Below are 19,201 nucleotides of genomic sequence, written 5' to 3' on the forward strand. Positions count from 1 at the left end.
CACAACTCCTTTACGATCTCTTCCATATTATAACCTCGTTTAAGCGCGTTTGAAACCCTCGCCCAGCACCTCGCTCGCGTCTGCTACAATCACAAAAGCTGACTCATCAATCTGTTTGACGATTTGTTTCAATTTGGTGAATTCAGTTTGCCCAACCACGCACATTAAAATCGGACGGTCATCGTCAGTATATCCGCCGACTGCAGAAATTTTTGTCACGCCTCTGTCAATCTTCTGTAAGACAGCCTCCTTGACAGCCTGCTCCTGCTTTGTAATGATGAGTGCCATTTTTGAACGATTAAAGCCGACTTGCACAACATCAATGGTTTTGCTGGACACATAGACGCCAAGCATGGCATATAAGCCTTGCTCAATATTAAATACGATCATAGCCGTAACAACAATCATTCCGTCAATGATGGCGAGGCACTTCCCCAATGACAGACCGGAGTACTTATGAATGATCTGTGCAGCCAAGGCTGTACCTCCCGTCGAACCTTTCCCTAAGTACACAATACCAATTCCGATACCTATCCCGACACCGCCAAAAATCGCCGCCAAGAGTTCATGATGAGTGGCGGGCTGAATATCCCTTGTCAGAAACACTACTAGCGGCAAAAACACAGAACCTGCAAGCGTCTTTAGTCCAAATTTCCCGCCGAGCAAAATGACGCCAGCAATAAATAAAGGGATATTAATAATCCACTGTACATACGCTGCTTCAAAACCATATGATTGTAAAATCGTACTGATCCCACTGACACCGCCGGCGGCAATCTTATTCGGAAGCAAAAATACATTAAAGGACACGGCCGTAATCGCTGCTCCTATCAATATGTATACATAATCCCGCAAAATCCACAATGTTTTATTCCGTACGTCCATCATATATCCTCCGTTTCTTCCAATGCTCTCCGATAGCATTTTAATCCTTCCCTGATTAGATGTAAATAACACCCAAATACAGTGGTAATATGCTAAAGCAGCAGTGAAATCAAGGATATAAGGAATAAAAAAACACACCCGTATGCATCAGGTGTGTTTTTCAGCTTATGAAAGCTTAGAACGCAGGTAGGCATCAATAAACGTATCAATGTCACCATCCATTACAGCTTGAACGTTCCCCATTTCTGTATTGGTCCGATGGTCTTTTACCATGGAATACGGATGGAATACATAAGAACGGATTTGGCTGCCCCAGCCGATTTCTTTTTGTTCACCGCGAATTTCATCCAGCTCTGCCTGCTGCTCTTCAATTCTGCGCTGATACAGCTTGGCCTTCAGCATTTTCATGGCTCTTTCACGGTTTTTAATTTGTGAGCGCTCCGTTTGGCATGTCACAACTACGTTCGTCGGCAAGTGAGTAATCCGAACGGCTGAATCCGTCGTATTGACGTGCTGTCCGCCCGCGCCGCTTGCACGGTACGTGTCAACTTTAATATCCTCCGTACGAATATCAATATCAATTTCATCGTTAAATTCAGGCATGACTTCACATGAAACGAAAGATGTGTGGCGGCGGCCTGATGAATCAAATGGTGAGATCCGCACAAGACGATGGACACCTTTTTCTGCTTTGAGATACCCGTAAGCGTTGTGTCCTTTGATGAGCAATGTCACTGACTTGATTCCAGCCTCGTCACCTGGAAGGTAATCGAGTGTTTCTACTTTAAAGCCGCGGCGCTCTCCCCATCTTGTATACATTCTAAGAAGCATAGAGCCCCAGTCCTGTGACTCTGTACCGCCAGCACCAGGGTGCAGTTCTAAAATCGCGTTATTTTTATCATACGGCTCGCTGAGAAGAAGCTGAAGCTCAAACTCATTGAACTCTTTTGTTAATGATTTTAGTTCTTTTTCAAGCTCAAGCTGGAGATCAGTGTCCGGCTCTTCTTTCAAAAGATCATGAGTCATTTGTAATTCTTCGTGGGATTCATTCAATTTTTTATACGAATTGACATAATCCTTTAAACCGTTTGCTTCATTTATAACCGTTTGAGCTTTTTGCTGATCATTCCAGAATTCCGGATCAGCCATTTGTTCATCTAGCTCAGCAATGCGGGCCTCCTTTGATTCGAGGTCAAAGAGACCCCCTAAAGTCCGCTAAACGAGAAGCCATATTTTCGAGCTCTGCTCTGATTTCTGATAATTCCATTTCATTCACCTCATTAAAAGATCCGCAGGCGCCTGCAGGCGCCGCGGTCAGTAAACTTGCCGGGGCGAACTATTCAGTACGGCCGCAGCAATTTTTATATTTTTTCCCGCTTCCGCAGTGGCATGGGGCATTTCGTCCGATATCAACCACTTTGCGAACCGGTGCTTTCTTTGCTTTTTTGTTATCGTCGCCTTCTTGCGGCTGATGAGCTGTTGTTTGGCCTTGTACAACCTCTTCACGCTCCAGATTGTTTTCAATCTCAGCTTTCATCACAAATTTTGCGACTTCGTCCTCAATTGATTCAATCATATGCTCAAACATCGCAAAGCCTTCCATTTGATACTCACGAAGCGGGTTCGTCTGCGCATAAGCACGAAGGTGAATCCCTTGGCGGAGCTGATCCATCGCATCAATATGATCCATCCATTTAGAATCAACGGCACGAAGAACGATAACTTTTTCGAATTCGCGCATTTGCTCTTTGCCGAATTGCTCTTCCTTCTCATTATATTTTGTGATGATGCGATCCATAATGAGCTCAAGCATTTCATCCGGTTCTTTCCCGAAGATATCGCTCTTCTCAAGCGCACCTTCATCAAGATAAGTTGTGTTGATAAGATCAACTAGACCGTCAAGCTTCCACTCCTCAGGAAGCTCTTCTCTTGGCGTATAGGCTGCAATTGCGCGTTCGAGAGAAGACTTGATCATATTTTCAACGATTTCACGCAGGTTTTCAGAGTCAATGACTTCAAAGCGCTGCTTATAAATGACCTCACGCTGCTGGCGGAGAACATCATCATATTGCAGAAGCTGTTTACGCGAATCGAAGTTATTGCCTTCGACGCGTTTTTGTGACGATTCAACCGCGCGAGATACCATTTTGCTTTGAATTGGAGTAGAGTCGTCCATGCCGAAGCGGTCAAGCATCGCCATTGTCCGCTCAGCTCCGAATCTGCGCATCAATTCATCCTCCATAGAAAGATAAAATTGAGTAATCCCCGGGTCTCCCTGACGTCCGGAACGACCTCGAAGCTGATTGTCAATCCGGCGTGATTCATGTCGTTCTGTTCCGACAACAGCGAGTCCGCCAAGCTCTTTTACACCTTCGCCAAGCTTAATGTCCGTTCCGCGCCCCGCCATGTTAGTCGCAATCGTAACTGCGCCTTTTTGGCCGGCCTCTTCAATGATCTGCGCTTCACGTTCATGGTTTTTGGCATTTAACACTTGATGCGGAATTCCTTTGTTTTTAAGCAGCTTAGAAATCAATTCAGATGTTTCAACGGCAACCGTACCGACGAGAACAGGCTGTCCCGTCATGTAACGCTGTGCGACATCCTCCGCAACTGCCTTAAACTTTCCTTCCATCGTGCGGTAAATTAAATCCGGGCGGTCATCACGGACAACAGGCCTGTTGGTAGGGATCGTGACAACCTGCATGTTGTAGATGTTGCGGAATTCTTCTTCCTCTGTCTTAGCTGTACCCGTCATACCGGCAAGTTTTTCGTACATCCGGAAGTAATTTTGGAACGTAATCGTCGCCAAGGTCATGCTTTCGTTTTGAATCTCAAGCCCTTCCTTCGCTTCAATCGCTTGGTGAAGCCCCTCACTGTAGCGGCGGCCTTTCATCAAACGTCCCGTGAAGGAATCAACAATAACAACCTGTCCGTCTTCCACTACATAGTCAACGTCCTTTTGCATCGCAACGTGAGCTTTTAAGGCCTGGTTGATATGGTGGTTGAGCGCGACATGCTTCACATCAAAGAGGTTATCGATGCCGAACGCTTTTTCCGCCTTCGTCATTCCTTCTTCAGTAAGCTGTACAGCTTTAGTTTTGATATCGTACGTGTAATCCTTCTCCGCTTTTAACGTGCGGACAAAAGCATTTGCCTGTACGTACAGCTTAGTGGATTTGGCGGCTTGTCCAGAAATGATAAGCGGTGTTCTCGCTTCATCAATTAAAATAGAGTCAACTTCATCTATTACCGCAAAATGAAGCGGGCGCTGAACCATCTGCTCTTTATAAAGAACCATATTGTCACGCAAATAATCGAAGCCAAGCTCGTTGTTTGTGGAGTAAGTAATATCAGCGGCATAAGCTTCCCGTTTTTCGTCTTTTGACATTGAGTTTAAATTCAAACCGACAGTCAAACCGAGAAACTCAAAAATTTTCCCCATTTGCTCAGCGTCACGGCTTGCCAAGTATTCGTTGACAGTCACGACGTGTACGCCTTTACCTGTTAACGCATTTAAATAAACAGGCAGGGTAGACGTTAATGTTTTCCCTTCCCCTGTTTTCATTTCCGCTATATTTCCGTCATGAAGCGCCACGCCCCCCATGAGCTGGACTTTAAACGGAAACATGCCTGTTACGCGGCGTGAAGCTTCTCGAACAACAGCGAAAGCTTCAACAAGAAGATCATCCGTTGTCGCCCCTTTTTCAAGACGCTCTTTAAATTCAATTGTTTTATGTTTCAACGCGTCGTCAGAGAGATTTTCATAGTCTCCGCGAATCGCATCAATATCGTTAGCAATTTTTTCGTATCTATTCAGCGTACGTTTTGTTGGATCAAACATTTTATTTAAAATTCCAAGCATTTATAACGCTCCTCTATCTTCACATGCCTATTTTAAAGGCATGTATAAATAATTTACTAGTCCATGTATACCTCTCATTATCATATCATACCTTTTGTTATTTCCAAAGAATTTGCAAATAAGAAAAACAAAAACCTTCCGCGGACATCACGGAAGGCTTCTCTTCATTATTCAGTCGGTTCAATTAAGCCATATTTCCCGTCATTTCTGCGGTACACGACATTTGTAAGGTTTGTTTCCGCATTTGTGAAAACAAAGAAATTATGGCCGAGCATATTCATTTGCAAGATCGCTTCTTCACTATCCATCGGCTTTAAATTAAAGCGTTTCTGACGGACGATGTCCAAGCTCTCCTCCTCTTCTATGTCATCCTGAACCGCAATATCTGTATCAGAGCCAAGACCGTTTGCCAATAAATATTTTGGAGAGCCCTGCTCACGGAATTTACGGTTTACTTTCGTTTTATGCTTACGGATTTGACGTTCCAGTTTGTTTGTTGCGAGATCAATTGCGTTGTACATATCCTCGTTATGCACCTCGGACCGAAGCGCCAGATCTGTCATCGGAATCGTAACCTCAACCTTAGACTCCTTGTCATTGTAAAACTTCAAGTTGACGTTCACATCAGCATCCACGCTATGGTCAAAATAGCGCTCCAGCTTGCCGATCTTCCTCTCGACATGATCCTTTAACGCGGGTGTCACTTCAATATTTTCTCCTCTGATGTTATAGTTCATCAAAGAACGCCTCCCTTTTATTAAGGATATGTATCTATTTCTCTTTTACCCTTTACAATTCCTGCTGAAACATAAATCTTTTGTGAAAATTCAGTGAACTTTGTCGAATTTTGTTTGTATTTGCTTTGTTATTGGCGGTTCGGAGGTATATGTATATGCTGATTGAACGAAACAAATACCTCACACACGCCTAATTGATTAAAAAGGGTTCCATACATTGATGAATAGACAGCATCCATTTTCTATAATGAATCAGAAAATGTTCCTTTAAATACTCACAGAACTCATGAGAGGGAAAAGAGAAAGAGACCAATTGATCAAACTCCGCAAAAATTTGGTCAAATGCTTTAACACAAATTTCAGCACACCGCGAATCCATAATGAAGAGAAGTGTTGAATGTGTTGAATCCAAATAAAAAAAGGCTTGGATCAGATCTTGGTAGATCCGATCCCCTTCTGTTTTTGATAAATTCTCTTCAGCCTCTATCAAATAACACAACCCCTCTTCGATGGTAAAAAGAAGATGATAATAAGCTGATAAAAGCGTATAATCTTCAATGCTCTTCAAGGCACTCACCTATTTACGCTTGTCATAATATGTGCCGTCAATCGTAATGTTGTTATAAGGGTTTAAATACGTCGTATGCATCACACGTTTTCTTTTCATCTGCTGAAGTTCTGCTGCGATTGACTGCTTCAGTCGTTCCATTTCCTTCACAATAAGCTGATCCCATGTCAGCACTAGCTTCATCTGCTTTCGCTCTTCTTCTGAAAGCGGCAGAGATATCTCCTGAATCAGTTCAGACCGTTTAGCCACAAAGTCTTCAATTTGTTTTAAAAGCTCATCGCTTTCCGGCGTATTTTGTATGTGTGACAGCATACTCTTCGTCTCAGTGTATAGTTGATCTATGTTATTCATGCGATCCCGCCTGATCCGTGCCGGTCCTTCCGCTCACTTTGAATTGCCTGTTTCCAAGCATCGCGAAAATCTGTTACATAGCCTTCAACCTCAGCCAGCATGCCCGTATCATTTTTGATATTTGCCTGTACCAATCTTCGATACATATAATCGTACATCGCACCCATGGAAGCGGAAAGCTCTATGTTACGGTTAAGTGTAAAATTTAATTCCTGAATAATATTTTGCGCTTTAATCAGATTCTCATTTTTACGTTCCATATCATCATTCTCAATGGCCTGAGAGGCAAGTCTTATAAATTTTAAACAGCCATTATACAGCATAAGCGTCAGCTCCCCGGGTGTAGCCGTATTCACTGAATTTTGCTGATAGGCTGTATATGGATTTTGGATCGCCATGTGTCATCCTCCAAATTACATTTATTGTACAAGAAGCTGTGATAAATAGGACGCTTGTTCGTTCATTTTTTGAATCGCAGAATCCATTGCACTGAATTTTGAATAATAGCGGTTTTCTATTGTAGTCAACCGGTCCTGCATTTTGGTAATATCAGTGCTGATCGTATTTAAATTTTTACCGATTGAATAATCATTGGTTCCCATTGTCGAGTTGCCGGCTTTTGCTTCAATGCTCTTCACCGTACTTTTTAGGGTGTCACCGATGCGTTTCATAATCCCTTTATCACTATAGGCGCTGCTGTTCGTTCCGCTTGTAAATAAGGCGGCAACGCTTTGCGGATCTTCTTGTATTTTGGCTTTCAGCTTGTCTTCATTAATCTCTAAATGACCCCGCATTTGGTAAGCACTTGAGGTTGTTATGCCAAATTCTGTCAATTGATAGGTTTTCCCATCCGCATTAACTTGAGTATAAAAGTCAGTCCGCATTTGGTTCGTGCCGGTGCTGATGCTGGAATCATTTCTAAGCAATCCGCTTTTCGCCTTCTCCTCCCAGAGCTCTACCTCTTTATCGGACATGGCTTCTTTTTGTTCACTTGTCAACGGAGTATAGTCTCGGTATTTTTCTTCTTTCAGCTTTTCATTCAGGCTGTCAACCATTTCATTGTATTTATCTACAAACTCTTTGATTTGGTTATAAATCCCGTCAACATCAGTAGAAACAGATGTGGTAACAGGGCCTGTGGCTGCAGTTGTATTTTTAATCGAGTAAGTAACACCATTCACCGTGAAATTGTTTGTCAGCTTCTCCATTTCAAAGCCGTTAATTGTGACTTTGGCATTTGTGCCTTCTTTGTAAGCAGTGAGCTTATTATCAGCATCCAAAGAAAAACCAAGCTGACCGGACATAAAGTCAGCTGTAGCAGAGTCTGCTGCCTGTATGCTTCCCCCTGCACCTGTTGCTTTAGAAGAAAACGCAATCGTTTCTACGTACTCTGTACCATTCCAAATTTTATCTTTAAATGCTGATACTCCTAGATCTGAGCTGTTAAGTTTAGAAATCACATTATCAATCGTATCGGCACTCGTCACACTAATGTTCACTGTTTTTGCTGTTGTTTCGCCAGGCGCAACAACGTTAAATGCCAAATTGTAATCGCCTTGTGTGTATCCCGTATAATTGTTTGCCTTATACGTTGCTGCGGTTGCCAAGCTCGCCACTTCAACAGTAGAAGAAGAGTTTGGTGCACTTGCGCTTCCTGTAGCAGTTAACACAGACTCATTAGAGCTTGTCACAGTTTTGCTCTGATACGTGCTAGGATATGTCAACGTATTTTTAGACATATAATCTTGCAATTCTTTTATTTTTGTATTGACTTCACGATAGCTGTCACGCTGCCATTCAAGAGTCTGCTTTTTTTGCTTCAGCTTATCAAGCGGCGCTCTTTCTGTCTGCATCAGCTTTGATACAATATCATCTATATCCATTCCTGATGCCAGACCTGTTATTCTTGTGACCATCTCAAACCACTCCTATTCTACTTTTTTTCATCTACAAATAACCCAAGAAATTCAGTCATAGCCGCATAAAAATCAAGCCACCGTTTTGGTGGAATTTCGCGGATCACTTCATTTGTAGAGTCCTCTATTACCTTTACATAGTATTCATTTAACTTGTCATGAAGCTCGAACTTCAGATGAACTTGCGAAGGTTCCAAAAGCTTGTTCATTTCCCCCACCATTTCAGCAAGATTGGTATATGAAACTTGATGAACAGGAACCTCGTTATCATTATCTTTCTGATTATGTATTTGAGTATCATAACGATCCCAAACAGGTTGTAACGTAGTGAGCCTTTCAATGTTCAATTGATCATCCCCTATGCCCCAATCTATCGTTTATATCGACTAAATGGAGATAAGATTACACATATTTTTGGAAAAAAATCTTCTGTTTTAGATTTCTTGTTTGGAAATACATTTATAAAAAGTTAGTGGAGAATCCGGTTATTATATCATGAGTTAGTGACAGGATGAGGAATGATTCGGAGATAGAAATATAAATTAAAAGACCCTGGCAACGCCAAGGTCTTTTTTAAAATTAACGTAACAATTGAAGTACGTTTTGTGGCTGTTGGTTTGCTTGAGCAAGCATCGCTTGAGAAGCCTGAGAAAGAATGTTGTTCTTTGTGAACTCGCTCATCTCTTTAGCCATGTCAACGTCACGGATACGAGACTCAGCAGCAGTCAGGTTTTCACCAGAAGCGCTCAAGTTATTGATTGTGTGCTCAAGACGGTTTTGTACCGCACCTAATTTTGAACGTTGAGTAGATACATTGTTGATCGCTGTATCAATTAAACCAAGTTGTGTATCAAATGCTGTTGCATCATCTTTGAATGCAGTAACATCGATACCAGCAACTCCAAGTCCAGTTGCACTCATATCACCGATATTAACTGCAAGTTGCTGCCCTGCGTTTGCACCGATTTGGAATGTTAATTTGTCAGTTGCAAAGTCGCCATTAAGGAGCTTCTTACCGTTAAATTCAGTTCTGTCAGAGATACCTTTACTTCCACCTGTCATACCACCAACTTCTTCAAGTAGAGATTTGATCTCTTCTTGTATAGCACCTAAGTCAGTACCGTCTTGAGTACCAGTATTGTTTGCTTGTACTGCAAGCTCACGAACACGTTGAAGAATAGAGTGAGTTTCAGTCAATGCACCCTCAGCTGTTTGGATAAGAGAGATTCCGTCTTGAGAGTTTTTAGAAGCCATTTCAAGACCTCTGATTTGTCCTCTCATTTTTTCAGAGATCGCAAGACCTGCTGCGTCATCTCCCGCACGGTTGATACGAAGACCTGAAGAAAGTTTCTCCATGTTTTTTTGTGATGCACCGTTGTTTGAAGACAAACGGTTCAGTGTGTTAAGTGCTGCGATATTGTGGTTAATTCTCATTTTTATTTCCTCCCTGAATATGTTGTTAAGGCACGTCCTTGTGCCCTTATTTTTGTAACTGGCGGAGTCTTTTTCGCCTCCTCCCGGCTACATCATTAATATCGGATTGTCTCTGATTTTGTTAATACAAAAATAAAAAAATCCTCACTTTTTTTGTGAGGATAATGCGGAGATCACATCGCTGGATAAGGCTGCCGCACGGTTATTTTCTTCCTGAATGGTCAAGTAGATTTCTTTCCTGTGAATATCAATATGCTTTGGGGCGTCAATTCCAAGCTTCACTTGATCCCCCTCAACCGCAATCACTTTCACTTCAATATCAGCACCTATTTGAATCGCTTCGTTTATTTTCCGCGATAAAACTAGCATGATTCTCCTCCAATCGGATGCTTTGTCGTATATGAGGAGTCGTGTAAAACGACTTGCTTAGCCATCATGTTCTTGCGATTCACAATAATGGGGGCCAATAAATTCGCAGTAGAATTTTCAAATGGCTCTGCCATAGTCAATATTGTCATGACTTCTACGTCTTGAATATTATCGATATCCAAAAGTTCAGCAGTTGATTCATCAAGGTCAAATTCATAATTCTTAAAAAAGATAAACGGACTTACAACGATAAACGCAAGATTTTCTGAAGTGACGGACTGCAGTGCCACGAATGGGGAGTCTTCTGAAAGCGGAAGTATGACGAACTGTTTTTCTTCTAAAAAGCCTGGAATCCCGCTTTCAAAAAGAATGATTTGTTCTTCTTTTATGTTCATTTGGCCATGGTACTTCGTATGAATGATCATTTTTCACGATCCTTTTCTTTTTACTTTTCGGGTGATTCTTTCGGGTATTCTACATCTATATTTAAATCAGGGTATTGGAGCATGTCAACCTTAACATTTCCTGGCGTATATTCAACAATTGGCTTATGCGGCTCAGCCTGAATAACAGGCTTTCGCGGCGTAATCTGAACATCAAGCTGTGACGGAGTATATTGTATTTTCACCCTAGATAGAGAAGGAGCATAATTTTCGCCTAATTGAATTTGGTGCATTTCAGAGTTCCTCCTTGCTTGTGAAGCGATTGGGTTCCCCTTATTTTCAATCCTCATAAGCTCGTCGCCTTCTTCTGCAGTGCGTGCTATTCCCTCCATTACATTCTCATGCCCTTGTTGGGCGGCTTCTTCAATTCTCTTGAAAACATGCTTTCTGTCTAATTCTTCCCATGCTTGTGTCTGGTCAATCGTGAGTTTTCCAGGTGTCACCGATATTTCCATTTCCGCACTCGGCTGTTCGATCTCTAGATCAGCTTGAGGCTGCTCCATTTTTAAGCTGGCAGGCGTCGTTGTTAAACCAATTTTTCCTTGAACACTATGCATAATCAATCTGGGAATCTGCATCACTCTACCTCCTGAACTATAAAAAAAGCGAACTCCTAAGAGCCGCTTACTTTAAAAAGTCAATCAATGTAGGCTGAACAATTTGCGCATTAACGGCCAGAGTAGCCCTGTGCACACTTTGCTGCGCAATAAATTCAGTTATTACCTCTTCCAGTTCTACATCTTCATTGTCTGATAACACTTTGGTAGCTGTTTCTTCTTGCGCTGACAGTCTTGTATTAACCAGTTCAAGACGATTATATCTCGCTCCAAGATCAGATCGTTCAGCACTCATGCCGTCAGAAAAATGATCAATATCATCTAAAACATTGTCCATGCCATCTAGCGAACCAGAATTTAGTGCTTTCTCAAAAGAATCAAGCATTTCAAATACATTTTGCCCGCTTTCAGAAGTGCCTCCAAAAGCTGACTTTGGATCTGAATTCACTTTCAATGACATATTATTTGATATATTGACTACGACATCAGCTGTATCAGAAATTGTATAAGTTCCGTCTCCGTTATCTGTAACCGGAGGCTTATCTGAATTTGTGCCATTAAAGATATATCTGCCGTTCACTTGTGTATTCGCAATATTTAAAAGCTGTTCCTTTAACTGCTTTACTTCTACGCCAATCGCTTGCCGCTCCGCCTCGCCGTTTGTATCATTTTGAGCTTCAACCGCTAATTCTCTGACCTTTGACAAGATGTCAATTCCTTCTGTAATGTTTGTTTCTGTGTTTTCGAGCCAGGTAAAGGCTTGAGAAGCATTGCTTTTGTACTGCTGCACTTGAGAAAGTTGCGTATTATACTTTAAGCTTTTCATTGCTACTACAGGATCGTCGGAAGCTTTTGAGATTTTTTTCCCTGAAGAAATCTGCGACTGGAGTTTATCCAGCTTCGAGTAGCTCGAACCGATATATCTCAGTGAGTTTTGCTGTATCATGCCTTGTGTTACTCTCATGTGACTCTACCTACCTTCCTCCAACACCCATGCCGTTGATCACTTTATCAAGTAATTCGTCTTGTAAAGTCACCATTCTTGCAGCTGCATTGTATGCGTGTTGGAATTGAATCATATTCGTCATTTCTTCGTCTAAAGAAACTGCGCTCATTTGCTGACGGTTTATGTCAGCATCATTTAGCTGTGTTTCTGTATTAGACGCCAGTCGATTAGCCTCTTGAGCTTCGATCCCTAGCTCGCCAATCAGACCCGCATAATAATCTAAAACACTAGTTTCTTTACCGTTAATGGTTATTTTACCTGTTAAAACATTTGCTAATTTTGTAGCATTTGCGTTATCGTTGGCTGCACCAGTCAGTGAGAAAGCAATGTTTGCGCCTTTTGAATCTATTATGCTGTCAGCCACTTTGATCTTGCCCGCCGCGCCCTTGGCAGGTTCAGTTTCACCGCCAGTAAAATCAAAAAAGTCTCCGCCTTGTTCACCGCTCTTGGTCACACCATTTCTGTGCACTTCATTGAAAGCTTTCGCGAATTCAAGCGCCATATTGTCAAGATCAGAAAGCATTTCCGGGTATACGCCCTTTTCTTGGCCGTCTGCTGTTATATACCCGTAAGACTCTATAAATCCTAAAAGGGATCCCTTGCTGCTAAAGGACTCCGCCTGCACAGCTGTATCCCCGATTGAAATACTTGATACTAACCCAGTTTCATTATCATAGTTGGCTGTAAGTTCTGAAACCTCGTAATTTTTACCGTCCAAAACAGTTCCTAGTGACTGTTTATTTTTATCAAGGATTTCAATTGATACAGTTCCTTCAGCAGATGCAAGTGCATTCCCGCCTGATTTGTTGTAGCTGACTTTGATATCAACCATTGAGGATAATTTATCGATCAGCAAATCTCGCTGGTCATATAAACCATTCGGAAGAAGCCCGACCGGCTCTACTTGTGCAATTTGCTTATTTAAACTGTTTAATTGAGAAAGCAGAGAATTGACATCCAACACAGTTGTATTTAGCTCTGCTTTTAAATTCGATTGGACATTTGTAAGTGATTCAGAAATATAATTAAACGTTTCAGCTACAGCTTGTCCTTTTCGAGCAACAACAGAACGTGCACTTTCTTCATTTGTATTATTCGATAATTCCTGCAGAGAATTCCAAAACGAATTGAGCACACTGTTCAAGCCGCTGTCATCCGTTTCATTTAAAACGCCTTCCATTTGGGACAGCGCTTTGGCCTTCGTGTCATAGTATCCGGCACTGTTGTTTTGAAGACGGTATTGGTAGTCAAGAAAGATATCTCTTATTCTCTCAACTGATTTTCCTTGAACGCCCGTACCCATTTGTCCCGCTGTTTTTTCTGCGTTTTTAGATACAGCAGGGAAATAGTCAGTTGCCTCCAATGAGACCCGCTGCCTTGTATAACCATCAGTATTGGCATTTGCCACGTTATTTGCAGTAGTGCTTAAAGCTGCCTGCTGAGCGCTTAACGCCCGCCTTGCAGTTTCAAGCCCCATAAAGGTAGATGTCATTTTCTGAATTCCTTTCTGCTAAGCTTTTGAATCAAACAGTTTCATTTGGCTGCTTTTCGGCAGCTCAGCTTTAATTGATTTGCTGTAATTGAAGTTATTTTCCTTAGGAACCAGCATATCGTACGAAATAGAGATGAATTGCAGCGCGTCTCTTGTCAGCTGCCTATTCATCTCATTTACTTTTTTCAGACGTCCGAGAACTTGAGAAAGAGATTCGTATAGTTGTTCCAGCTCTTCCTTTTCACTGCCTGAGGTTTTGGCGATACATGCGGAAATAGTATTATTTTCGCTATATCCGAGAAAGGCCGAAGTTGTTTTGATCCGGTCATCTTCTGTCTGCGTGATTGCTTGAATATATTTTTGCTCTTTTGTCAAAATGTTAGAAAGCTCTTTTGTTTTGCCGGCTTTGAGCGCTTCCGTCTTTTCTTCAGACAGCGTGAGCAGGTGCTCATGCAGAACGCAAAGTCGCTTCAAATGTTCAATAATTGCCTTCGCTGACATTGGCTTTCTCCTTTTTTATTGCTTTTTATAAAAATTAATCATATTTTTCGCGATATGATTTGCGTCTACTTTGTATGACCCGTTTTCAATTTGCGCTTTAAGCTGCGCAATTTTTTCCTGTCGTGAACCAGTGACTGCGTCGGATGCATGTTGCATTTCTTTAGCCTGTGATGAAATTTCAATTTTATCTTGAGGCTGTGCAGCAGTTTTTTGCACCGCTTGCTTATCATAATTTTTTTGATATGGATTAACGGATTGTGTTCCAAATTGATTGATTTTCATAGGATTCCTCTCGCTTTCCGTTGCAGTCTTTAAACAATCTTAACCCTTTTATCGACTGCGTTTTCAGTTAGTTTAGGGAATCAGCTGTTTTTGGTATTATAGGCATAGTATGTGTCTTTTTTACTATTTTCTTTCTCGATTTTCAGAGCATCCTCGTGGTTCAAATGATCCATTTGATCCTTAATATCGGACTGGCAAGCCTTGCAGAATTTGCCTTCTCTAATCGATGTCCCGCACCTTTCACAAGGGTATGCCAAATTAGGAAGATGAGTGATCTGAATTCGCTTCTGCCTGATGAATTTCAATATCAGCTCTTCTTCCACACCTGTTTCCTCAGTTATCCGGCTCAAAGTTGATTGCCGGTTTTCCTGTTTTCTTAAAAATTTATAGACAGTCTCAAATGATTTTTCTTCTTCCTTAATACACGCCTGACATACGGTTTGCAGCTTTGTTTTTAAAAATAAAGCATTGCATTTCGGACAATTAGCCAGTTCTCCCATCTTTTTTTCTCCTTATTAGATAATATGCCTGTGTCAATTTCTAGTGATTATATCGGCATAAAAACAGAATCATTTAGCTTCTGATCAAGGTAAAAGATGACACTGAAGCGGCTTTTCCTTTTTCTAATAAGCAGCGGGCTGCGAAGTGCAAGGTGGCGCCTGTTGTATAAAGATCGTCTATTAAAATGATATTCATACCTTCTGCTGAATTATTTTTTGTATCAAAAATGCGCTCTGACAGCAGGCGTTCTGTTTTCTTTTTCTTTGACTGTTTCTCATTATTCAGGCGAATGAGGGGATGGTGGGAAGGCCGGTCTAAACATTCTGCCAAGAGCTGTGCCTGGTTAAATCCGCGCTCTTCTTCCCGTTCCTTGCTCAGCGGAATAGGTACAAGAACAAAATGCTTATCGGGGTAAACCTTAGAAAAGGTTGAAGAAAAATCACTTTTAAATGCATTTATGATTTCTGCATCTCCTCTAAATTTAAAACGGGAGAGCGTTTCTTTCATCATATCATTATATGTGTAAACTGAACGGTTTTGACGCAATAGCAAACTGTCTCTGATCCTTGTTCTCCACACCTCGCAATCCCTGCATACGGCATGAACAGATTGAGGTCTGCCGCACAGGGGGCAGATATGTCCTGTGATTTTCTTTAATTTGCTTCTGCAAGAATAACAAACCTTTTCATCAGGCTTTAGTAATAAAAGGGCTCTCCATGTAACATCTTGAGAAAATTGCGAATCACATAATAAACAGTTCAGTTTATGAGTGCCTCCTCCTGCTTCGTGTGACATAAATCGCTTGGACTCTCTGAAACTACTGCAGCAGATTCAGCCAAAATGACAAGCATTGCTGTGTTTTTTTGTTTATCTACCAGCTCAGCTTTCGTATATGCGATCTTTTTAAAATCAGTAACGTAGGATGGACTCACTTTGTTTAAAGAAAGTGCCAATACATCGTTTTGGCATACTTGGCAAGTACAGGCCATATGAAGCTGGTCCATATATCGGTCGAGCAGTTCTTTCATTACGATTTCTTTTGAATTGACAAGCATTTTTACAGCTCCTCATCATCGGTTATATGAGTATACTGTACCACGTTTTCAAATAATGGCTAGTCTGTACATTCAACTTTTGCTGCCAATTCATTCATTTCTTTTATATGCTTTCTTGCATCGAGCATACTCTTTGTTTTGCCGAAGTGAAAGAAAATGACATCGCCGTCCGCATATTCTTTATGCCGGCCGGTTCTTCCTGCAATTTGAACAAGTGCACTTTCCGTAAAGATAGGTGATTCCGCTCCTAGTACACCCGTTTGCACCTTGGGGACTGTGACGCCTCTTTCCAGTATTGTTGTTGTGATTAATAGATCGAGCTGACCATCTCTGAATTGCTGCACTTTCTCCTTTCTATGCTTGTCTTCCGCGTGCACAGATGCGGTTCGGCAATGAACACCTCTAAAGCACGCAGCAGCCTTTTCCAGAATAGAAACGGAAGGAACGAATAAAAAAACAGGCCTCCCTTCTTTTACATGAAACTCTATCCATCTTTTCACCGCTGGCGGAATTTTATTTCGGTTTAATTTCTTCTTCCAGTTTCCACACCATACAAAGCGCGGTTCGGGTAAAGGTTTCCGGTGGTGTCTTGCGGGGATGCGAACTGAATGTAACTGTCCGTTCAGTGCTTTTCTTTTTAATTCTTTAGGAGGTGTTGCACTTAAATAAACGATGGTGCTGTTTTTCTTTCTTGCTTTTTGAACAGCGAATTGAAGGGTTTGATCAGCAGAATATGGAAAAGCGTCAACTTCATCAATGATCATAACATCGATTGCATCTTTATATCGCAAAAGCTGATGCGTAGTGGAAATCATAAGCGGAGATAGCCGCCCTTTGTCATCGCTTCCTCCGTAAAGCGCTGAAATTTCAGCACCCTGAAAGGCAGCCTTGAGCCTTGGAGCAAGCTCTAATACAACATCGGTGCGAGGTGTTGCAATACATACACGCAGTCCTTGATTTAACGCTGATTCTATACCAGGAAACAGCATTTCTGTTTTGCCAGCGCCGCAAACCGCCCAGATGAGGAGCTCTTCTTTTTTTGATATTGCTTCAATTAAAACATTGGCGGCTTTTTGCTGTCCGCTTGAAAGCTTGCCGTCCCATGTCAGTTTAATTGACTTCCAGTTTGGTGCATTTTCCTCTTCCCATGAATATAAAGGAACCTCCTCACTCACTCTGCCCATCATGACACAGGAACGGCAATACAGCTTATTCTTTCCAGATGAGTGATAAAAAGAAAAATATCGCTGATCAGTTTGGCCGCACCTATTACATCTATATCCCCGTTTATTTATGGATATAGAATTTTCAGCAGTGATATATCCATTCTTGATATGCCATTCAATCATCTCATCGGAAAATGAGAGCTCAGTCCTGAGCAAATGACGGCTTCGAAGCGTCTGCTGCAATTCTCTAGAAAAGGAACTGTTTTTTTCAACTGGCACATTCACATAGCACCGCCTCCTTTCGAGACAGTATGCCTGAATGAATATTTTCTGTCCAACTATTAAAATAAGAATATAAAAAAAATCCCCGCTCTAAAAACGGAGATTTTACATTATTTAAAACACCAGCAAATTCCTAACGCACCTTCACCCAAATGAGTGCCGATTACCGCGCCAAAATAGCTGTTATAAAATTCAACATGAGGATATTTTGCAGAAAGCTCTTCAATGATTTTCGCTGCTTCTTCCTCTCGATTAGCGTGGATAACAGCAGCTCGCATAGGCAACCCTTTACTCGCATCTTCGTCTAAAAGCTCATAAATTCGCGAAATTGCTTTTTTACGTGTGCGAATCTTCTCAAAAGGCACAATTACCTTATTGTCAAAATGAAGGATAGGCTTTACCTTTAGAAGACTACCAATGAAGGCTTGGGCGCTGCTTAATCGCCCGCCGCGCTGAAGATGAGCTAAGTCATCTACCATAAAATAAGCTCGAACTGTTTTTTTCATTTCTTCCAGTTCTTTTATAATATCTTCCGGCGATGATGCTCCGTTTTTGATTAATTCAGCAGCTTTAAGGGCATAAAAGCCTTGAGCCAAGCAGCTGATCTCTGAGTCAAATGGATACACATCAATATTGTCGACCATCGAATCAGCCGCTGCTGCACTGCTGAATGTTCCGCTGATCCCGCTGGAAAGATGGATACTGATAACCGCATCATAAGACTTGCCAAGCTCTTCATATAGCGCAACCAACTCGCCGATTGGCGGCTGAGAAGTCGTCGGGAGCTCATTATGTTTTTTCACTTCTTCGTAAAAGCTTTTCCAGTCCAACTCAATTTCTTCACGGTAAGTCTCCTCCCCAAAAACAACCTGGAGAGGGATCATATGTATCTGATGTTGTTCACGCATTTCTTTCGGAATATATGCCGTGCTGTCTGTTACGACTGCAATATTCATAGCTTCGATACCTGCCTTATTGCTTTATAACTCTATTGTAAGGGAAACGGCAGCCTAAAAAAAGACCTGCCTAGAAAAAGGCAAGTCTCCTATTATACTATCTCATTTCTACCCAGCCATTTTTAATGGCGACCACAACGGCTTGCGTCCGGTCGTTTACATTCATTTTTTGTAAAATATTGCTGACATGGTTTTTAACGGTTTTCTCACTGATAAACAATGATTCACCAATTCCGCGGTTGCTTTTTCCGTCTGCAAGCATCTGCAGCACTTCACATTCCCGCCTAGTTAAAATATGTAATGGTCTGCGGATTTCAGGGTAAACCTCATGTTGAGGGTGTGCAGAAACTCCGCTTGTTGCAAGGCGGCGGAATTCGTTAACGAGGTTGTGAGTAACCTTCGGATGAAGGTAAGATCCGCCCTCAGCCACTACTTTAACCGCTTCAATTAATGTATCAGCATCCATCTCTTTCAGCAGATAACCTCTTGCACCTGTTTTCAGGGCATGTGTTACATAATTTTCGTCATCGTGAATTGATAGAATAATTACTTTAGATTCAGGATACAGCTCTACAAGCTGTTTTGTAGCTTCCACACCATTTACGTTTGGCATATTGATATCCATGATCACAACATCAGGATGATAGTGCTCAACAATACGAGCCGCTTCGTCTCCGTCATCACCTTCGGCTACCACTTCAAAGGTAGGTTCAAAATCCAATATCCGTTTAACACCTTCACGAAATAACTGATGGTCGTCGATAATAACAATGTTTACTTTAGTCACAAGCCACGCCTCCTTGTATTATTGTTCTATATACTCTAGCATTCGGTCAAT

The 19,201-nt window shown here is 41.7% G+C and carries 23 protein-coding genes; all 23 read right to left on the reverse strand.

The annotated features are described in order from the left end of the window. Positions 1–39: 39 nt before the first annotated feature. Positions 40–885: a YitT family protein gene (locus FB592_RS02300; RefSeq protein WP_003242677.1), complete on the reverse strand. Its 846-nt coding sequence runs from the start codon at positions 883–885 to the stop codon at positions 40–42. 165 nt (positions 886–1,050) lie between these two features. Beyond that, positions 1,051–2,152, reverse strand: a protein-coding gene (gene prfB / locus FB592_RS02305) for a peptide chain release factor 2 (protein ID WP_010886623.1) whose coding sequence is annotated in 2 segments (ribosomal slippage) — positions 1,051–2,079 and positions 2,081–2,152 — 1,101 coding nt in all. Because the reading frame shifts where the segments join, the coding sequence is not laid out codon by codon here. Positions 2,153–2,221: 69 nt separating this feature from the next. Continuing rightward, on the reverse strand, positions 2,222–4,747 hold the full coding sequence (secA, locus tag FB592_RS02310; protein ID WP_003228033.1) for a preprotein translocase subunit SecA: 2,526 nt from the start codon (positions 4,745–4,747) through the stop codon (positions 2,222–2,224). Positions 4,748–4,914: 167 nt separating this feature from the next. Further along, complete coding sequence (hpf, locus tag FB592_RS02315; protein WP_003228031.1) at positions 4,915–5,484, reverse strand: ribosome hibernation promotion factor; 570 nt, start codon at positions 5,482–5,484, stop codon at positions 4,915–4,917. A gap of 190 nt (positions 5,485–5,674) precedes the next feature. Then, positions 5,675–6,052 carry a DUF8042 domain-containing protein gene (locus FB592_RS02320; RefSeq protein WP_003244377.1) on the reverse strand — a complete coding sequence of 126 codons (378 nt, stop codon included), beginning with the start codon at positions 6,050–6,052 and terminating at the stop codon, positions 5,675–5,677. Between the two features lie 9 nt (positions 6,053–6,061). Beyond that, complete coding sequence (gene fliT / locus FB592_RS02325; protein WP_014481040.1) at positions 6,062–6,403, reverse strand: flagella biosynthesis regulatory protein FliT; 342 nt, start codon at positions 6,401–6,403, stop codon at positions 6,062–6,064. Continuing rightward, positions 6,400–6,801: a flagellar export chaperone FliS gene (gene fliS / locus FB592_RS02330; protein WP_014481041.1), complete on the reverse strand. Its 402-nt coding sequence runs from the start codon at positions 6,799–6,801 to the stop codon at positions 6,400–6,402. The genes fliT and fliS overlap by 4 nt, the downstream gene beginning before the upstream one ends. A 21-nt stretch (positions 6,802–6,822) precedes the next feature. Next, a complete protein-coding gene (locus FB592_RS02335) occupies positions 6,823–8,319 on the reverse strand; it encodes a flagellar hook-associated protein 2 (protein WP_141949233.1) in 1,497 nt (498 codons plus the stop codon). A 17-nt stretch (positions 8,320–8,336) separates the two neighbouring features. After that, positions 8,337–8,666 carry a flagellar protein FlaG gene (flaG, locus tag FB592_RS02340; RefSeq protein ID WP_009968250.1) on the reverse strand — a complete coding sequence of 110 codons (330 nt, stop codon included), beginning with the start codon at positions 8,664–8,666 and terminating at the stop codon, positions 8,337–8,339. A gap of 232 nt (positions 8,667–8,898) precedes the next feature. Further along, positions 8,899–9,753 carry a flagellin Hag gene (hag, locus tag FB592_RS02345; RefSeq protein ID WP_015714795.1) on the reverse strand — a complete coding sequence of 285 codons (855 nt, stop codon included), beginning with the start codon at positions 9,751–9,753 and terminating at the stop codon, positions 8,899–8,901. Between the two features lie 144 nt (positions 9,754–9,897). Next, positions 9,898–10,122 (reverse strand): carbon storage regulator CsrA, encoded by a 225-nt coding sequence (gene csrA, locus FB592_RS02350; RefSeq protein WP_003219727.1) that lies wholly within the window; start codon positions 10,120–10,122, stop codon positions 9,898–9,900. Further along, positions 10,116–10,547, reverse strand: coding sequence for a flagellar assembly protein FliW (gene fliW / locus FB592_RS02355; RefSeq protein WP_032726959.1), 432 nt, complete (start codon positions 10,545–10,547; stop codon positions 10,116–10,118). Before fliW ends, csrA begins: the two co-directional genes overlap by 7 nt. A gap of 20 nt (positions 10,548–10,567) precedes the next feature. Beyond that, complete coding sequence (locus FB592_RS02360) at positions 10,568–11,143, reverse strand: DUF6470 family protein (RefSeq protein WP_032726961.1); 576 nt, start codon at positions 11,141–11,143, stop codon at positions 10,568–10,570. 46 nt (positions 11,144–11,189) lie between these two features. After that, a complete protein-coding gene (gene flgL, locus FB592_RS02365; protein WP_014481046.1) occupies positions 11,190–12,086 on the reverse strand; it encodes a flagellar hook-associated protein FlgL in 897 nt (298 codons plus the stop codon). 10 nt (positions 12,087–12,096) lie between these two features. Then, positions 12,097–13,620 carry a flagellar hook-associated protein FlgK gene (gene flgK, locus FB592_RS02370; protein ID WP_141949234.1) on the reverse strand — a complete coding sequence of 508 codons (1,524 nt, stop codon included), beginning with the start codon at positions 13,618–13,620 and terminating at the stop codon, positions 12,097–12,099. Positions 13,621–13,638: 18 nt separating this feature from the next. Next, positions 13,639–14,121: a flagellar protein FlgN gene (flgN, locus tag FB592_RS02375; RefSeq protein WP_014478127.1), complete on the reverse strand. Its 483-nt coding sequence runs from the start codon at positions 14,119–14,121 to the stop codon at positions 13,639–13,641. Between the two features lie 15 nt (positions 14,122–14,136). Continuing rightward, the gene (flgM, locus tag FB592_RS02380; protein ID WP_014478128.1) at positions 14,137–14,403 is read right to left on the reverse strand and encodes a flagellar biosynthesis anti-sigma factor FlgM; all 267 of its coding nucleotides are present in this window, start codon (positions 14,401–14,403) and stop codon (positions 14,137–14,139) included. 80 nt (positions 14,404–14,483) lie between these two features. After that, positions 14,484–14,903: a TIGR03826 family flagellar region protein gene (locus tag FB592_RS02385; RefSeq protein ID WP_003227995.1), complete on the reverse strand. Its 420-nt coding sequence runs from the start codon at positions 14,901–14,903 to the stop codon at positions 14,484–14,486. A 73-nt stretch (positions 14,904–14,976) separates the two neighbouring features. Further along, the gene (gene comFC, locus FB592_RS02390; RefSeq protein ID WP_141949235.1) at positions 14,977–15,699 is read right to left on the reverse strand and encodes a comF operon protein ComFC; all 723 of its coding nucleotides are present in this window, start codon (positions 15,697–15,699) and stop codon (positions 14,977–14,979) included. Continuing rightward, positions 15,663–15,959, reverse strand: a complete 297-nt coding sequence (comFB, locus tag FB592_RS02395) for a late competence protein ComFB (RefSeq protein ID WP_141949236.1) — start codon at positions 15,957–15,959, stop codon at positions 15,663–15,665. The genes comFC and comFB overlap by 37 nt, the downstream gene beginning before the upstream one ends. Positions 15,960–16,018: 59 nt before the next feature. Continuing rightward, on the reverse strand, positions 16,019–17,410 hold the full coding sequence (gene comFA / locus FB592_RS02400; protein WP_141949237.1) for an ATP-dependent helicase ComFA: 1,392 nt from the start codon (positions 17,408–17,410) through the stop codon (positions 16,019–16,021). Positions 17,411–17,517: 107 nt separating this feature from the next. After that, positions 17,518–18,363: a DegV family protein gene (locus FB592_RS02405; protein ID WP_003227986.1), complete on the reverse strand. Its 846-nt coding sequence runs from the start codon at positions 18,361–18,363 to the stop codon at positions 17,518–17,520. Between the two features lie 97 nt (positions 18,364–18,460). Then, complete coding sequence (gene degU / locus FB592_RS02410) at positions 18,461–19,150, reverse strand: two-component system response regulator DegU (protein ID WP_003219701.1); 690 nt, start codon at positions 19,148–19,150, stop codon at positions 18,461–18,463. Between the last annotated feature and the right edge of the window lie 51 nt (positions 19,151–19,201).

It is taken from the genome of Bacillus sp. SJZ110, from assembly GCF_006715455.1.
GTDB classification, from domain to species: domain Bacteria; phylum Bacillota; class Bacilli; order Bacillales; family Bacillaceae; genus Bacillus; species Bacillus subtilis.

Coding starts and splice junctions, on each gene's coding strand:
- FB592_RS02300 (WP_003242677.1), bottom strand. CDS start 885: ATGGACGTACGGAATAAAACATTGTGGATTTTGCGGGATTATGTATAC.
- secA (WP_003228033.1), bottom strand. CDS start 4,747: ATGCTTGGAATTTTAAATAAAATGTTTGATCCAACAAAACGTACGCTG.
- hpf (WP_003228031.1), bottom strand. CDS start 5,484: ATGAACTATAACATCAGAGGAGAAAATATTGAAGTGACACCCGCGTTA.
- fliT (WP_014481040.1), bottom strand. CDS start 6,403: ATGAATAACATAGATCAACTATACACTGAGACGAAGAGTATGCTGTCA.
- fliS (WP_014481041.1), bottom strand. CDS start 6,801: ATGGCGATCCAAAATCCATATACAGCCTATCAGCAAAATTCAGTGAAT.
- FB592_RS02335 (WP_141949233.1), bottom strand. CDS start 8,319: ATGGTCACAAGAATAACAGGTCTGGCATCAGGAATGGATATAGATGAT.
- hag (WP_015714795.1), bottom strand. CDS start 9,753: ATGAGAATTAACCACAATATCGCAGCACTTAACACACTGAACCGTTTG.
- csrA (WP_003219727.1), bottom strand. CDS start 10,122: ATGCTAGTTTTATCGCGGAAAATAAACGAAGCGATTCAAATAGGTGCT.
- fliW (WP_032726959.1), bottom strand. CDS start 10,547: ATGATCATTCATACGAAGTACCATGGCCAAATGAACATAAAAGAAGAA.
- FB592_RS02360 (WP_032726961.1), bottom strand. CDS start 11,143: ATGCAGATTCCCAGATTGATTATGCATAGTGTTCAAGGAAAAATTGGT.
- flgL (WP_014481046.1), bottom strand. CDS start 12,086: ATGAGAGTAACACAAGGCATGATACAGCAAAACTCACTGAGATATATC.
- flgK (WP_141949234.1), bottom strand. CDS start 13,620: ATGACATCTACCTTTATGGGGCTTGAAACTGCAAGGCGGGCGTTAAGC.
- flgN (WP_014478127.1), bottom strand. CDS start 14,121: ATGTCAGCGAAGGCAATTATTGAACATTTGAAGCGACTTTGCGTTCTG.
- flgM (WP_014478128.1), bottom strand. CDS start 14,403: ATGAAAATCAATCAATTTGGAACACAATCCGTTAATCCATATCAAAAA.
- FB592_RS02385 (WP_003227995.1), bottom strand. CDS start 14,903: ATGGGAGAACTGGCTAATTGTCCGAAATGCAATGCTTTATTTTTAAAA.
- comFC (WP_141949235.1), bottom strand. CDS start 15,699: ATGTCACACGAAGCAGGAGGAGGCACTCATAAACTGAACTGTTTATTA.
- comFB (WP_141949236.1), bottom strand. CDS start 15,959: ATGCTTGTCAATTCAAAAGAAATCGTAATGAAAGAACTGCTCGACCGA.
- FB592_RS02405 (WP_003227986.1), bottom strand. CDS start 18,363: ATGAATATTGCAGTCGTAACAGACAGCACGGCATATATTCCGAAAGAA.